General features: G+C 59.6%; 12 protein-coding genes. 11 read left to right on the forward strand and 1 reads right to left on the reverse strand.

What is annotated here, in order from left to right; all coding sequences use genetic code 11:
* The first annotated feature begins 56 nt into the window (after positions 1-56).
* Positions 57-2,663 (forward strand): ATP-dependent chaperone ClpB, encoded by a 2,607-nt coding sequence (gene clpB, locus ACZ5RT_RS09760; protein ID WP_464452326.1) that lies wholly within the window; start codon positions 57-59, stop codon positions 2,661-2,663.
* A 72-nt stretch (positions 2,664-2,735) separates the two neighbouring features.
* Positions 2,736-4,427 (forward strand): thiamine pyrophosphate-binding protein, encoded by a 1,692-nt coding sequence (locus ACZ5RT_RS09765; protein WP_464452327.1) that lies wholly within the window; start codon positions 2,736-2,738, stop codon positions 4,425-4,427.
* A 70-nt stretch (positions 4,428-4,497) separates the two neighbouring features.
* Here ACZ5RT_RS09765 and ACZ5RT_RS09770 read toward each other — a convergent pair whose 3' ends face one another.
* Entirely contained in the window at positions 4,498-4,899 is a 402-nt protein-coding gene (locus ACZ5RT_RS09770) for an SWIB/MDM2 domain-containing protein (RefSeq protein WP_108426231.1), read from the reverse strand.
* A 247-nt stretch (positions 4,900-5,146) separates the two neighbouring features.
* Between ACZ5RT_RS09770 and rraA the strand changes: the two genes are divergently transcribed.
* The 9 genes from rraA to ACZ5RT_RS09815 all read left to right on the forward strand — a co-directional run bounded on the left by rraA (position 5,147) and on the right by ACZ5RT_RS09815 (position 14,694).
* The gene (gene rraA / locus ACZ5RT_RS09775) at positions 5,147-5,662 is read left to right on the forward strand and encodes a ribonuclease E activity regulator RraA (protein ID WP_422171277.1); all 516 of its coding nucleotides are present in this window, start codon (positions 5,147-5,149) and stop codon (positions 5,660-5,662) included.
* Positions 5,663-5,911: 249 nt separating this feature from the next.
* Positions 5,912-7,243: an isocitrate lyase gene (aceA, locus tag ACZ5RT_RS09780; protein ID WP_108426232.1), complete on the forward strand. Its 1,332-nt coding sequence runs from the start codon at positions 5,912-5,914 to the stop codon at positions 7,241-7,243.
* Between the two features lie 104 nt (positions 7,244-7,347).
* A complete protein-coding gene (thrS, locus tag ACZ5RT_RS09785) occupies positions 7,348-9,267 on the forward strand; it encodes a threonine--tRNA ligase (RefSeq protein WP_291929678.1) in 1,920 nt (639 codons plus the stop codon).
* Between the two features lie 86 nt (positions 9,268-9,353).
* Positions 9,354-9,953: a translation initiation factor IF-3 gene (infC, locus tag ACZ5RT_RS09790; protein WP_108426234.1), complete on the forward strand. Its 600-nt coding sequence runs from the start codon at positions 9,354-9,356 to the stop codon at positions 9,951-9,953.
* A 136-nt stretch (positions 9,954-10,089) separates the two neighbouring features.
* A complete protein-coding gene (rpmI, locus tag ACZ5RT_RS09795) occupies positions 10,090-10,293 on the forward strand; it encodes a 50S ribosomal protein L35 (protein ID WP_108322580.1) in 204 nt (67 codons plus the stop codon).
* 25 nt (positions 10,294-10,318) lie between these two features.
* Positions 10,319-10,681 (forward strand): 50S ribosomal protein L20, encoded by a 363-nt coding sequence (rplT, locus tag ACZ5RT_RS09800; protein WP_026036460.1) that lies wholly within the window; start codon positions 10,319-10,321, stop codon positions 10,679-10,681.
* 123 nt (positions 10,682-10,804) lie between these two features.
* Entirely contained in the window at positions 10,805-11,863 is a 1,059-nt protein-coding gene (gene pheS, locus ACZ5RT_RS09805; protein WP_464452328.1) for a phenylalanine--tRNA ligase subunit alpha, read from the forward strand.
* Between the two features lie 21 nt (positions 11,864-11,884).
* Entirely contained in the window at positions 11,885-14,314 is a 2,430-nt protein-coding gene (pheT, locus tag ACZ5RT_RS09810) for a phenylalanine--tRNA ligase subunit beta (RefSeq protein ID WP_464452329.1), read from the forward strand.
* A 29-nt stretch (positions 14,315-14,343) separates the two neighbouring features.
* Positions 14,344-14,694, forward strand: coding sequence for an integration host factor subunit alpha (locus ACZ5RT_RS09815; protein ID WP_291929680.1), 351 nt, complete (start codon positions 14,344-14,346; stop codon positions 14,692-14,694).
* Positions 14,695-14,706 lie beyond the last annotated feature (12 nt).

Genomic DNA, 14,706 nt, shown 5'->3' on the forward strand with positions numbered 1-14,706 from the left:
TGCCTGACTTGAAAATGGGCAATGCCTCCCCAAATGTCCATCATTGGAGAAATCTCATGCGCCTAGACAAACTGACCACCAAATTTCATGAAGCCTTGTCCGATGCCCAATCTCTGGCATTGGGACGGGATCACGCGTACATCGAGCCTGTCCACGTGCTGGTGGCGATGCTCAAGCAAGAAGAGGGGCCCAAGGCCTTGCTGTTGAGAGCTGGCGTGCAAGTGCCCGGCTTGACCCTGGCCGCAGAAGCTGCGTTGGGCCGCTTGCCGCAAGTCACGGGGCAGGACCAGGTCCAGGTCGGCCCTGAGCTGGCCAAGCTGCTGCAGGGGGCTGAAAAAGAAGCCATCAAACGGGGTGACGCCTTCATCGCCAGCGAACTGTTTTTGCTGGCTGTGGCCGACCACAAGGGCGATATTGGACGCTTGGCCAAAGAGCATGGCCTCAGCCGCAAGAGCCTGGAGACGGCCATCGACGCGGTTCGCGGGGGGCAGTCGGTGGGCAGTGCAGAAGCCGAAGGCCAGCGCGAAGCCCTCAAGAAATATTGCATCGACCTTACCGAGCGTGCCCGCATCGGCAAGCTGGACCCGGTGATTGGCCGCGACGACGAGATTCGTCGCGCCATCCAGGTTTTGCAGCGCCGCACCAAGAACAACCCGGTGCTGATCGGCGAGCCTGGTGTGGGCAAGACCGCGATTGTCGAAGGCCTGGCCCAGCGCATTGTGGCGGGCGAGGTGCCCGATTCGCTCAAGGGCAAGCGGGTGCTGTCGCTCGACATGGCCGCCTTGCTGGCCGGGGCCAAGTTCCGGGGTGAGTTTGAAGAACGCCTGAAAACCGTGCTCAGTGAATTGGCCAAGGACGAGGGTCAGACCATCGTGTTCATCGACGAGCTGCACACCATGGTGGGCGCGGGCAAGGCCGAGGGCGCCATGGACGCGGGCAACATGCTCAAGCCCGCATTGGCACGGGGCGAGTTGCATTGCGTGGGCGCGACCACGCTGGACGAGTACCGCAAATACATTGAAAAAGACGCCGCGCTGGAGCGCCGTTTCCAGAAAATCCTGGTCAATGAACCCACAGTGGAGGCCACCATTGCCATCTTGCGGGGTTTGCAGGAGAAATACGAAATCCACCACGGGGTGGACATCACCGACCCGGCCATTGTGGCGGCGGCCGAGCTCAGCCACCGCTACATCACCGACCGTTTCCTGCCTGACAAGGCGATTGACCTGATTGACGAAGCCGCGGCCAAGATCAAGATCGAGATCGACTCCAAGCCCGAGGTGATGGACAAGCTCGACCGCCGTTTGATCCAGTTGCAGATCGAGCGCGAGGCGGTGCGCAAGGAGAGCGACGAGGCGTCACAAAAACGCTTTGCCTTGATCGAGGAAGAGATCGACAAACTCAAAAAGGAAGCCGCCGATCTGGAAGAGATCTGGCACGCCGAAAAGGCCCAGGCCCAAGGCGGCCAGCAGGTGCGCGAGCAAATCGACCAGCTCAAGCAGCAAATCGAGGAGTTCACGCGCAGGGGCGATTTCAACAAGGTGGCGGAGCTGCAGTATGGCAAGCTGCCTGCGCTGGAAAAAACCCTGAAAGAGGTGCAGGCCAAAGAGTCGGCCCCCGGTGAAAAACCAGTGCACCGCTTGCTGCGCACGCAGGTGGGGGCCGAAGAGATTGCCGAGGTGGTGTCGCGTGCGACAGGCATCCCGGTGTCCAAGATGATGCAGGGCGAGCGCGAAAAGCTGTTGCAGATGGAAGATAAGCTGCACCGGCGCGTGGTGGGCCAGGACGAAGCGATTGCGGCCGTGGCCAACGCCATCCGGCGCTCGCGTTCGGGCCTGTCCGATCCGAACCGCCCAACCGGCTCTTTCCTGTTTTTGGGTCCCACAGGGGTGGGCAAAACCGAGCTGTGCAAAGCGCTGGCGGGCTTTTTGTTTGACAGCGAGGACCACCTGATCCGCATCGACATGAGCGAGTTCATGGAAAAGCATTCGGTGGCCCGCCTGATCGGTGCGCCACCGGGCTATGTGGGCTATGAAGAGGGTGGCTATCTGACCGAGGCGGTGCGCCGCAAGCCCTACAGCGTGCTGCTGCTCGACGAGGTGGAAAAAGCCCATCCCGATGTCTTCAACATCCTGCTGCAAGTGCTGGACGACGGTCGCCTGACCGACGGGCAGGGCCGCACGGTGGACTTCAAGAACACGGTGATCGTGATGACCTCCAATTTGGGGTCGCACCTGATCCAGTCCATGGTGGGGCAGCCTGCCGAAGACATCAAGGACGCGGTGTGGGATGAGTTGAAAACCCGTTTCCGTCCGGAGTTCCTGAACCGCATCGACGAGACCGTGGTCTTCCATGGGCTGGATGCCCAGCACATCGCCGCGATTGCCGAGATCCAGCTGCAGGTCTTGCAAACCCGTCTGGCCCGCATGGATCTGACCTTGAAGGTCAGTGCCGCCGCCTTGTCCGAATTGGCCAAGGTGGGCTTCGATCCGGTGTTTGGTGCACGGCCACTGAAAAGGGCGATTCAGCAGCGTCTGGAAAACCCCTTGTCCAAACGGCTGCTGGAAGGGCGCTTTCCGCCCAAGTGCACCATCGAGGTCTCCGTGGACCCGGTGCGCGCCCCGGGCCAGTTCGACTTCCAGGTGGTTGAACACGCGTCGTGACGCGACAAGCCGTGCAAGCAGCACTTGCACGGCTGTGACAGCCCCGCCCTGTGGCCTTGGGCACAATGGGGCATGACTTCAAAAATTGCTGGCCACCTGCTCGTTGAATGCCTTCTGGCCCAAGGCGTTACCCATGCGTTTGGCGTCCCCGGCGAAAGCTATTTGGCGGTGCTGGATGGCTTTCATTTGCACCGCGACTCGATCCGCTTTGTGATCTGCAGGCAGGAGGGTGGGGCGGCTTTCATGGCCGAGGCCCAAGGCAAGCTGACGGGCCGCCCAGGTATCTGTTTCGTCACGCGCGGCCCGGGTGCCACCAACGCCTCCATCGGTGTGCACACCGCGTTCCAGGATTCCACGCCCATGATTTTGTTTGTGGGCGATGTGGCCAGCGACACCCGTGACCGCGAGGCCTTCCAGGAAATGGACTACACCCACTTCTTTGGCCCGTCGACCAAAGGCATGGCCAAACGGGTCGAGCGCGTGGACGACCCGGAGCGCTTGCCCGAGTATGTGGCCCGCGCTTTTGCCACGGCCATGAACGGTCGGCCTGGCCCTGTGGTCTTGGTGTTGCCTGAAGACATGCTGACCCGCCCCGTCAAGGCCGAGGCGCTGGGGCGCGTGGAGCCGGTTCAGGCCTGGAGCGACCCGGGCGCCTTGCGCACACTGCGCGACCTGCTGCTGGCGGCCCGCAAGCCTTTGGTGATTGCAGGTGGCGGCGGATGGACCACGCAGGCCGCTCAAGCCTTGCAGCGTTTTGCCGAGAACTGGCAACTGCCTGTGGCCAACGCTTTCCGCTTTCAGGACACTTTTGACAACCACCACCCTTTGTATGCCGGTGATGTCGGCATTGGCATCGGGCCGGCTTTGGCCCAAGCGGTGCGAGAGTCGGACCTGATCTTGGCCTTGGGGCCGCGCTTGGGCGAAATGACGACCAGTGGCTACACCTTGCTGCAAGCGCCCAAACCCGTCCAGAAATTGGTGCACATCCATGGCAGCCCAGAAGAGTTGAACCGTGTTTACCAAGCGGATTTGGCTATCCTCGCCACCATGAATGCGGCTGCTCGCAGCCTTGAAGTGCTGACAGCCCCCACCGAGCTGCCTTGGACCGAATGGACGCAGCAGGTGCATCAGGGTTATTTGAACAACCTGAAACCCCAGGCCTTGCCCGGCGATGTGGACATGCCCGACATTGTGGCTACGCTGCAAAAGCATCTGCCTCCCGATGCGGTGGTCACGAACGGGGCTGGCAACTTTGCCAGCTGGATGCACCGTTTCTTCAAGCACCATGGCCTGGCCAAGGGCCACAAAACCCAATTGGCGCCCACGGTTGGGGCCATGGGGTATGGCGTCCCGGCAGGCATTGCGGCCAATTTACTGACCGGACGGGTGGCTTTCACCATCGCAGGTGACGGTGACTTCCTGATGAATGGTCAGGAGTTGGCGACCGCTGTGCAGCACGGCGGCAAAAGCATCATTGTGGTGTTGAACAACGGCATGTACGGCACGATCCGCATGCACCAGGAGCGCGAGTACCCCACGCACGTGACAGGCTCGCAGCTGAAAAATCCTGATTTTGCCGCTTTGGCCGAGGCGTATGGCTATGTTGGGGTGCGCATTCAGAAGACGGCGCAATTCGAATCGGCACTGCTGGATGCACTGGCCCGTTCACAGGGCACCCTGATGGAGGTGACGCTTGACCCTGAAGTGATCACCACACGCGGCACCTTGCAGGCGATCACGCAAGCGTCTTTGGCCAAGAGATGAAAGGCATGGCTTTCAAACCGACGTAAAAAAACCCGCTAGCGCGGGTTTTTTCATGAGGCAGCAAGCTGAATTACTTCAGGTGCTTGCCAATCAAGCCGGCCATTTCAAACATGGTGACTTGTGCCTTGCCAAACACAGCCTTGAGCTTGTCGTCGGCGTTGATGGCACGGCGGTTCACGCTGTCTTGCAGGTTGTGCTTCTTGATGTAGACCCACATCTTGCTGACCACTTCGGTGCGTGGCAGTGGTGTGGCGCCCACCACAGCAGCCAATGCTGGGCTGGGTGTCAAGGCTTTCATGAAAGCGGGATTGGGGGTGCGTTTCTTAGCAGGTGCCGCCTTTTTGGCGGGTGCTTTTGCCGCTACTTTTTTAGCGGGTGCTGCAGCTTTTTTCGCTGGAGCAGCTTTCTTGGCCGGAGCTGCTTTTTTAGCGGGTGCAGCTTTTGTTGCCGGGGTTTTTTTCGCAGTTGCCATGTTGAAATTCCTTTGATCGGAAGTGGGTTCGTCGCTGAGTAACAGTTTGTTTCCAGCTGACTGCATGCTACTGGAGAAACTGCGACTTTCCAAGCCGAATCCGCATTTTTCTATAGGGGTTGTTGCTGATTTACGTGCAGATTCGCGGATTTTTCATCGCTGCTTGGACATACGCACCGACTCAGTGCGTATGCGCTGTGTAAGTCGCTTCGATTCCACTTGTTTTTTTATTGGCCACGGCATGGTGATGACGATGAACACAAGTGCTTCTTTTTCGACCTGTGATTTTTGTGACGCGCACAAAGCGGATGACTCGGGTGATTTTCGGGTGTTGGCACCTGTCTTCAAAGATTTTGGTGGACGGACGTCTTTTCATGGACAGGTGTTGACCGTGAAGTGCTACCAGGACAACAGCCATGTCAAAAAGGCTGTGGAGTCCGATGGTTTGGGACGTGTTCTGGTGGTCGATGGGGCGGGTTGTTTGCAACGCGCTTTGCTTGGAGGCAATCTGGCCGCGGCTGCCGCACGCCATGGTTGGGCGGGTGTAGTGGTCTATGGTTGTGTGCGTGATCTTTCAGAGATCAGCGTTTTACCCATGGGCATTCGAGCCCTGGCCTTGAACCCGATGCCAACGGTGCGTGCCGATCAGGGTCAAACAGGCGTGACCGTGTCGGTTCAAGGCACGCTTGTGCATACAGGGGATTGGCTTTATGCGGACAGCGATGGCATGGTGCTCAGTCGCCATGCCCTGCACATTTCATAAGTTGTCAGGTATTTTCATAATTTGAAAAATACACATGCTGCGATGCCGCAATTTTTCTCAATATGGGAAATAATAAATCACATTGCGAAATTATTTACGTAAGCCATTGATTTTAAACAAATAAAAATATGTCTTGTATAAGACATAAGAATGTGAGTTGGTCTTCTATAAGAGTTAAGATGAATCCAACGACGAAGCAGAATTCGCTGCCTACATCGCCAGATTTCCACTTGACTACAGGAGTTCTCCATGCCAGCCAACCTCACACAACAACTGAGCCGTGAACAGCAAATCGCCGCCCTCGAAAAAGACTGGGCCACCAATCCACGTTGGAAAGGTGTGAAGCGCGGTTACTCCGCAGCCGACGTCGTGCGCCTGCGCGGCAGCATGCCCATCGAGCACACCCTGGCCAAGCGCGGTGCAGAAAAGCTCTGGGAAAAAATCAACGGCGGCGCCAAGAAAGGCTACGTCAACGCCTTCGGTGCGATCTCCGCCGGTCAGGCCATGCAACAAGCCAAAGCCGGCTTGGAAGCCGTTTACCTGTCGGGCTGGCAAGTCGCTGCCGACGGCAACACGTCCGAGACCATGTACCCCGACCAGTCGCTGTACGCCTACGACTCCGTGCCCACCATGGTGCGCCGCATCAACAACACCTTCAAGCGCGCTGACGAAATCCAGTGGAGCCGTGGCATCAACCCCGGTGACAAGGAGTTCATCGACTACTTCCTGCCCATCGTGGCCGATGCAGAAGCCGGTTTCGGTGGCGTGCTCAACGCTTTCGAGCTGATGAAGAACATGATCGCCTCGGGCGCCGCGGGGGTGCACTTTGAAGACCAATTGGCGGCAGTGAAGAAATGCGGCCACATGGGCGGCAAGGTGCTGGTGCCCACTCAAGAAGCTTGCGAAAAATTGATCTCTGCACGCTTCGCCGCCGACGTCATGGGCGTGTCCACCATTGTGCTGGCCCGCACCGACGCTGAAGCCGCGAACCTGATCACCTCCGATCACGACGCCAACGACAAGCCGTTCCTGACTGGCGAGCGCACACAAGAAGGCTTCTACCGCGTGAAAAATGGTCTGGAGCAAGCCATCAGCCGCGGCGTGGCTTACGCCCCTTATGCCGACCTGGTCTGGTGTGAAACTGGCGTGCCTGACATCGGCTTTGCCCGTGAATTTGCCCAAGCCGTGCACGCCGCCTGCCCCGGCAAGCTGCTGTCCTACAACTGCTCGCCATCGTTCAACTGGAAGAAAAACCTCAACGACAAGCAGATCGCATCCTTCCAGGACGACCTGTCGGCTTTGGGCTACAAGTACCAGTTCATCACACTGGCCGGTATCCACATCAACTGGTTCAACACCTTCCAGTTTGCCCACGCTTACGCCCGCGGCGAAGGCATGAAGCACTACACCGAGATGGTGCAAGAGCCCGAATTCGCAGCCCGCGACAAGGGTTACACCTTCGTGTCGCACCAGCAAGAAGTCGGCGCAGGCTACTTCGACGACGTGACCACCGTGATCCAGGGTGGCTCGTCTTCTGTGAAAGCCCTCACAGGTTCGACCGAAGAAGAGCAGTTCCACTGATCGACTGCGGGTATCTGAAGGCGAGGGCGGCGTAAAATCCCCCCTCAGCGTTTAGACACATCCTCCAAGCGCGGCCTGTGCCGCGCTTTTTTACTTGTAGACACATGGTTCAGATCACTCTCCCCGACGGTTCATTGCGCGAATTCCCCGCTCCGGTCACCGTGGCCGAAGTCGCCGCCTCCATTGGCGCAGGCTTGGCCAAGGCGGCTTTGGGCGGCAAGGTCAACGGGCAACTGGTGGACACCAGCTTCAGCATGTCGACCAACGCCAACCTGGCCATCGTGACCGCCAAGGACCCTGAGGGCCTGGAGTTGATCCGCCACTCAACGGCCCACTTGCTGGCCTATGCCGTCAAGGACTTGTTCCCTGAAGCACAAGTCACCATCGGTCCGGTCATCGACAACGGTTTTTATTACGACTTTTCCTACAGCCGCCCCTTCACGCCCGAAGATCTGGTGGCCATTGAAAAACGCATGACCGAACTGGCCAACAAGGATGAGCCTGTGGTGCGCCGGGTGTTGCCTCGCGACGAGGCGGTGGCCTATTTCAAGGGTTTGGGCGAGCATTACAAGGCCGAAATCATTGCCAGCATTCCGGCCGATCAGGAAGTCAGCTTGTACCGCGAAGGCAATTTTGAGGACCTGTGCCGTGGCCCTCATGTGCCCAGTACAGGGAAACTCAAGCACTTCAAACTCATGAAAGTGGCTGGCGCTTACTGGCGCGGTGACAGCAAGAACGAGATGCTGCAGCGCGTCTACGGCACGGCTTGGGCCAGCAAGGAAGACCTGCAGCAGTACCTGGTGCGCCTGGAAGAGGCTGAAAAGCGCGATCACCGCAAGCTCGGACGCGAGCTGGACCTGTTCCACATCGACGAGCATGCCCCGGGCCTGGTGTTCTGGCACCCCAAAGGCTGGACCGTTTGGCAAACCATCGAGCAGTACATGCGACAGGTCTACCGTGACAACGGCTATCAGGAAGTCAAAGGCCCGCAGATCATCGACAAGAGCCTGTGGGAGAAGACCGGCCATTGGGACAAGTACCGCGACAACATGTTCACGACCGAGTCGGAAAAGCGCGATTACGCCTTGAAGCCGATGAACTGCCCGGGCCACATCCTGATCTTCAAGCAGGGCATCAAGAGCTACCGCGACCTGCCGTTGCGCTATGGCGAATTCGGCCAGTGCCACCGCAACGAGCCTTCGGGTGGCCTGCACGGCATCATGCGCGTGCGTGGCTTCACGCAGGACGATGGCCACATCTTCTGCACCGAAGACCAGATCCTGCCCGAGTGCGACACCTTCACCAAGGTGCTCAAGAAGGTCTATGCCGACTTTGGCTTCACCGACATCCTCTACAAGGTCTCGACCCGCCCGGCCGCCCGCATTGGCTCCGACGAGTTGTGGGACAAGGCCGAAAAAGCCCTGATGGACAGTTTGCGCGCCTCGGGCTGCGAGTTTGTGATTTCGGAAGGCGATGGTGCTTTCTATGGCCCCAAGATCGAATACACCTTGAAAGACGCCATTGGCCGCGAATGGCAGTGCGGCACCATCCAGGTGGACTTCAACTTGTCCGAGCGCCTGGACGCCGAATACACCGCCGAAGACGGCAGCCGCCAACGCCCCGTGATCCTGCACCGCGCCATCGTGGGCAGCATGGAGCGTTTCATCGGTATTCTGGTCGAGCAGCACGCCGGGGCTCTGCCCACCTGGCTCGCGCCCCTGCAGGTGTCTGTGCTCAACATCACCGACGCACAGGCCGATTACTGTCGCGAAATCGCTGCAAAACTGCAAAAATCGGTGTCAAATCAAGGCCTTAGGGTCGATCTGGACCTGCGTAACGAGAAAATCACGTATAAAATACGCGAGCATTCGTTGCAAAAGCTGCCTTACATCCTTGTCGCTGGCGACAAGGAAAAGGCAGCAGGTACCGTCGCAGTGCGCGCCCGAGGCAACAAAGACCTCGGTGTGATGTCGATCGATGCGTTCATTGAACTCGTTGCTGCCGACATCGCTTCTAAAGCCTGAAGGTGAGTTTCGCCAAATGCTTTGGCCCGTGGGCACAAAGATGGATGCGCTGCATGTCGCAGTTTTGTTCCGTAAAGGATTGAGTCATCGCTACCGAATTTCGTGATCGTCGCCACCGCGAAGAACGTAAACACCGTTTGAACCGTGAAATCATGGCCCCCGAGGTCCGTGTGTCTGGCCCTGACAATGAACCCATGGGTATCTTGTCGCTGGCCGAGGCCCTGCGCCTGGCTGGAGAAATGGATGTGGACTTGGTTGAAATTGCCGCCACAGCCACCCCTCCGGTTTGCCGTTTGATGGACTACGGCAAGTTCAAGTACCAAGAGCAAAAGCGTGCGGCGGAAGCCAAAGCCAAGCAAACGGTCATTGACATCAAGGAAGTCAAGTTCCGTCCCGGCACAGACGATGGTGACTACAACATCAAAATGCGCAACATCCGCCGCTTTTTGGCCGATGGTGACAAATGCAAGATTACCCTGCGTTTCCGGGGCCGCGAGATCACCCACCAAGAGTTGGGGATGGCCTTGCTGAACCGGATTCGCGACGAATTGGCCGATTCCATCATCGTCGAGCAATTTCCCAAGCTGGAAGGCCGCCAGATGATCATGATGATCGCGCCAGGGCGGAAAAAACCTGCTGGTGGCGGCAAAGCTGCAGACGCGTCTGCACCTGCTGAACCGGCTTGATGAAGAATTTGACTGGCTTTCGGGCCGGTTGAATCAAAAGCTGCCTTTGGGTGGCTTTTGTTAAAAGTGGCTCGGGGCCAACAAGGCTGCAAAGATTTTGCAGACGCCTCACGAGCACAATTAAAGGAGCATTGACATGCCCAAGATGAAGACCAAAAGCAGTGCTAAAAAGCGCTTCCGTGTTCGTCCCGGTGGAACCGTTAAACGCGGCCAAGCCTTCAAACGTCACATCCTGACCAAGAAGACCACCAAAAACAAGCGTCACCTTCGCGGTGCAGTCGCTGTGCATGAGACCAATATGGGTCACATGGCACAGATGCTGCCCATGGCTGGCCTGTAATCACTGACGAACAAGGAGAAAAACTATGCCTCGCGTTAAACGTGGTGTAACGGCACGCGCCCGTCACAAGAAAGTCCTGGCCCTTGCAAAAGGTTTCCGCGGTCGCCGCGGCAATGTCTTCCGCATCGCCAAACAGGCGGTGATGAAGGCAGGCCAATACGCCTACCGTGACCGCCGCACCAAAAAGCGTGTGTTCCGTCAGTTGTGGATTGCCCGTATCAACGCCGCTGCGCGTGAATGCGGTCTGACCTACAGCCAGTTCGCCAACGGCCTGAAGAAGGCTGCCATTGAAATCGACCGTAAGATGCTGGCGGACATCGCCGTGCACGACAAGGCCGCTTTTGCTGGCATCGTGAACCAAGTCAAAGCCAAACTGGCTGCAGCTTGAGTCCATGAGTGACACGGGCCCTCGGGTCTGTGCCACGCACTCGATCAAAGGGATTGAGGCTCGCAACAGCTTCAGTCCCTTTTTTATTCCCCCATTCAACGATCTTCCACCGATCCCCACACCATGAACGAGCTGGACACCCTGGTCGAATCCGCACGCCAGAGTTTTGCGCAGGCACTGACACCTGCCGACCTCGAAAACGCCAAGGCCCTGTTTCTGGGCAAAGCCGGTCGCATCACCGAGCTGATGAAGGGCATGGCCGCTTTGAGCGTGGAAGACAAGAAAACCCGGGGTGCCGCCATCAACCTCGCCAAGCAGGCGATCGAGGCTTCCCTGAATGACCGCCGTCAGGCGCTGGCAGACGCAGAGCTGCAGGCCCAGCTCAAGGCCGAGGCGCTGGATGTGACCCTGCCCGGCCGCAGCGCCAATGTGGGCGGCCTGCATCCCGTCTCGCTCACGCTGGAGCGCGTCGAACAAATTTTTGGCTCCATGGGCTTTGAAGTGGCCCAAGGCCCCGAGATCGAGACCGACTGGTTCAACTTCACCGCGCTCAACACGCCCGAGGACCATCCGGCCCGGTCCATGCACGACACCTTTTACGTCGAAGGCGGCCACCTGCTGCGCACGCACACCAGCCCCATGCAGATCCGCCACGCGGTGCAGCACGTCAAGCGTTACCGTCACTTGCTTGATGCGGGTCACGCTACCGAAGGGGCTTCGGCATCCATGCCCGAGATCCGTGTCATCGCCCCAGGCCGCACCTACCGCGTGGACAGCGACGCCACCCATTCGCCCATGTTCCACCAGTGCGAAGGCCTGTGGATCGGCGAGAACGTGAGCTTCAAGGACCTCAAGGTCGTGGTCACCGATTTCTGCCGCACCTTTTTCGAAAGCGACGATCTGGTGCTGCGTTTCCGCCCCAGCTTCTTTCCCTTCACCGAGCCCAGCGCCGAGATCGACATCCAGTTCCAGAGCGGCCCGCTCGCCGGGCGCTGGCTCGAAGTGGGTGGCTCCGGCCAGGTGCACCCGAACGTCGTGCGCAACATGGGCCTGGACCCCGAGCGTTTCATCGGCTTCGCCTTTGGCATGGGTATGGACCGCTTCACCATGCTGCGCTACGGCGTGAACGACCTGCGCCTGTTCTTTGACGGCGATGTGCGTTTCCTGAGCCAGTTCCAGTAATTCCAAGCCGAGACCCGAGACATGCAATTTCCCGAATCCTGGTTGCGCGAATTCTGCAACCCGTCCCTGACGACCCAGCAACTGGCCGATACCCTGACCATGGCCGGCCTCGAAGTGGAAGAGCTCGAGCCCGTCGCTCCACCTTTCACGAAGATCGTGGTCGGTGAAATCAAGGAAGCCGTGCAGCACCCCAACGCCGACCGCTTGCGTGTCTGCCAGGTGGACGTAGGGCAGGGTGCTCTGCTCAACATCGTGTGCGGTGCACCCAACGCCCGTGTGGGCATCCGTGTGCCCTGCGCCCTGGTGGGGGCCGAGCTGCCGTCGGGTGAAGACGGCAAACTGTTTGTCATCAAGGTCGGCAAACTGCGCGGCGTGGAAAGCCAGGGCATGCTGTGCTCTGCCAAGGAACTGAAGATCGCAGACGACCACGGCGGGTTGCTGGAGCTGCCGCTGGACGCCCCACTGGGCCAGGACATTCGCCAGTATCTAAATCTCGACGACACCTTGATGACGCTCAAGCTCACGCCCAATCTGGCGCATTGCCTGAGTGTCTACGGCATCGCCCGCGAAGTGTCGGCCCTGACTGGCGCGCCTTTGAAGGCCCCGACGTTCCCCACCGTGCCCACCCAAGTCAGCGACAAGCTGGCTGTGAATGTGCAGGCCCCCGACCTGTGCGGCCGCTTCAGCGGTCGGGTGGTCAAAGGCGTGAACACAAAGGCCCAGACCCCACAGTGGATGGTGGACCGCCTGGCCCGTTGCGGTCAGCGCAGCGTGAGCCCGCTGGTGGACATCTCTAACTACGTGATGTTCGAGTTCGGTCGCCCTTCGCACATTTTTGACCTCGACAAGATCCACGGCGGCCTGCAGGTGCGCTGGGGCCAAGCGGGTGAATCGCTCAAGCTGCTCAACGGCAACACCGTCACCGTGGACGACAAGGTGGGTGTGATCGCCGACGACAGCCAGGTTGAGTCGCTCGCGGGCATCATGGGTGGCGACGCCACGGCCGTGTCGGATGACACGCAAAACATCTACATCGAAGCCGCTTTCTGGTGGCCGACCGCCATTGCCGGCCGCTCGCGCCGCTACAACTTCTCGACCGATGCCGGTCACCGCTTTGAGCGCGGTGTGGACCCTCAGCTGACGGTGGAGCACATCGAGCGCATCACCCAGCTGGTGCTGGACATCTGCGGCACGCCCGAGACGAAGGTCGGCCCCATCGACGACCAAACCCTGAACATCCCGGCGATCCAGCCCGTCACGCTGCGTGTGGCCCGTGCGGTCAAAGTCATCGGCATGCCGCTCACGCAAAAGCAATGCGCCGACGCGCTGCGCGGTTTGGGTCTGCAAGTCACAGAAGGCGAGGGCACCGTCACCGTGACCCCGCCCAGCTTCCGCTTCGATTTGCAGATCGAGGAAGACCTGATCGAGGAAGTGGCCCGCATGGTGGGCTACAACAACCTGCCCACAAACCCGCCGCTGGCCCCCATCACCGCCAAAGTGCGCCCAGAGACCGAGCGCAGCCCCTCCGCCGTGCGCCGCGCCATTGCCGCTTTGGGTTACCAGGAAACCATCAACTACAGCTTTGTCGAAGAAAGCTGGGAACGCGACTTGGCGGGCAACGCCCAGCCGATCCGTCTGCTCAACCCGATCGCCAGCCAGATGAGCGTGATGCGCTCGAGCCTGATCGGCTCGCTGCTGCAGGTCGTCAAATTCAACGCCGACCGCAAGGCCGACCGCGTGCGCGTGTTTGAGCTGGGCCGCGTGTTCCTGCGCAACGCCGCGGTGCAAAGCACCGACACCACGGTGGAGGGCTTTGATCAACCCATGCGCGTGGCGGGCATGGCCTGGGGCCCTGTGGAGCCCCTGAGCTGGCAGGGCAAGGCCCGCAACGTTGATTTTTACGACGTGAAGGCCGATGTGGAAAAGCTGCTGGCCCCGCGCAAAGCGACTTTTGCAGCCGCCGAACACCCCGCGCTGCACCCCGGCCGCTCGGCCCAGGTGCTGCTGGACGGTGTGGTGATTGGCCATGTGGGCGAGTTGCACCCGCGTTGGCGTCAGGCCTGGGAGCTGTCCAGTGCGCCAGTGGTGTTCGAGCTGTCGCTCGACGCCGTGACGGCCCGCGTGGTGCCTGTGGCCCAGGCGGTGGCCAAGCACCAGTCGGTGGAGCGCGACCTCGCAGTCATCGTGAACGAGCAGGTCACCCACGGCCAATTGATGGCGGCCATTCATGCAGCGCCCACCCAAGGTTTGCTGCGCGATGCGGTGCTGTTTGACATTTACCGCCCCAAAGCCGAGTCCGTTGGCCCATTGGCCGCTGGTGAAAAGAGCCTGGCGGTACGCCTGACTTTGCACAGCGACGAGGCAACACTGACCGATGAACAGATCGACGCGGCCATGACGGCGGTGATTGACCAGCTCGCACGGCAGGTGTCGGGCCGTTTGCGGGCTTGATGCCGCGGCTTCTTTGAACGGACGCGCCCATGCAAATCAGCTTTGAAACCCTGGAAACCCCGGCCCTGACCAAGGCGCACCTGGCCGATTTGCTGTTCGAGCAGATCGGCTTGAACAAGCGCGAGTCCAAGGACATGGTCGATGCCTTCTTCGACCTGGTCGTGGACAGCCTGATCGCCGGGGACGACGTGAAGATCTCAGGCTTTGGCAACTTCCAGATCCGCACCAAGGCAGCGCGTCCGGGCCGCAACCCGCGCACTGGAGAATTGATCCCTATTGATGCACGTCGTGTCGCGACCTTTCATGCCAGCCATAAACTCAAGGCCTTGATCCAGGGCGATGCCGTTGACGACGAAGGTGTGGAGACGGTGGGCCGCTGAATCCAACACGAT

This window comes from Limnohabitans sp. TEGF003 (assembly GCF_055395455.1).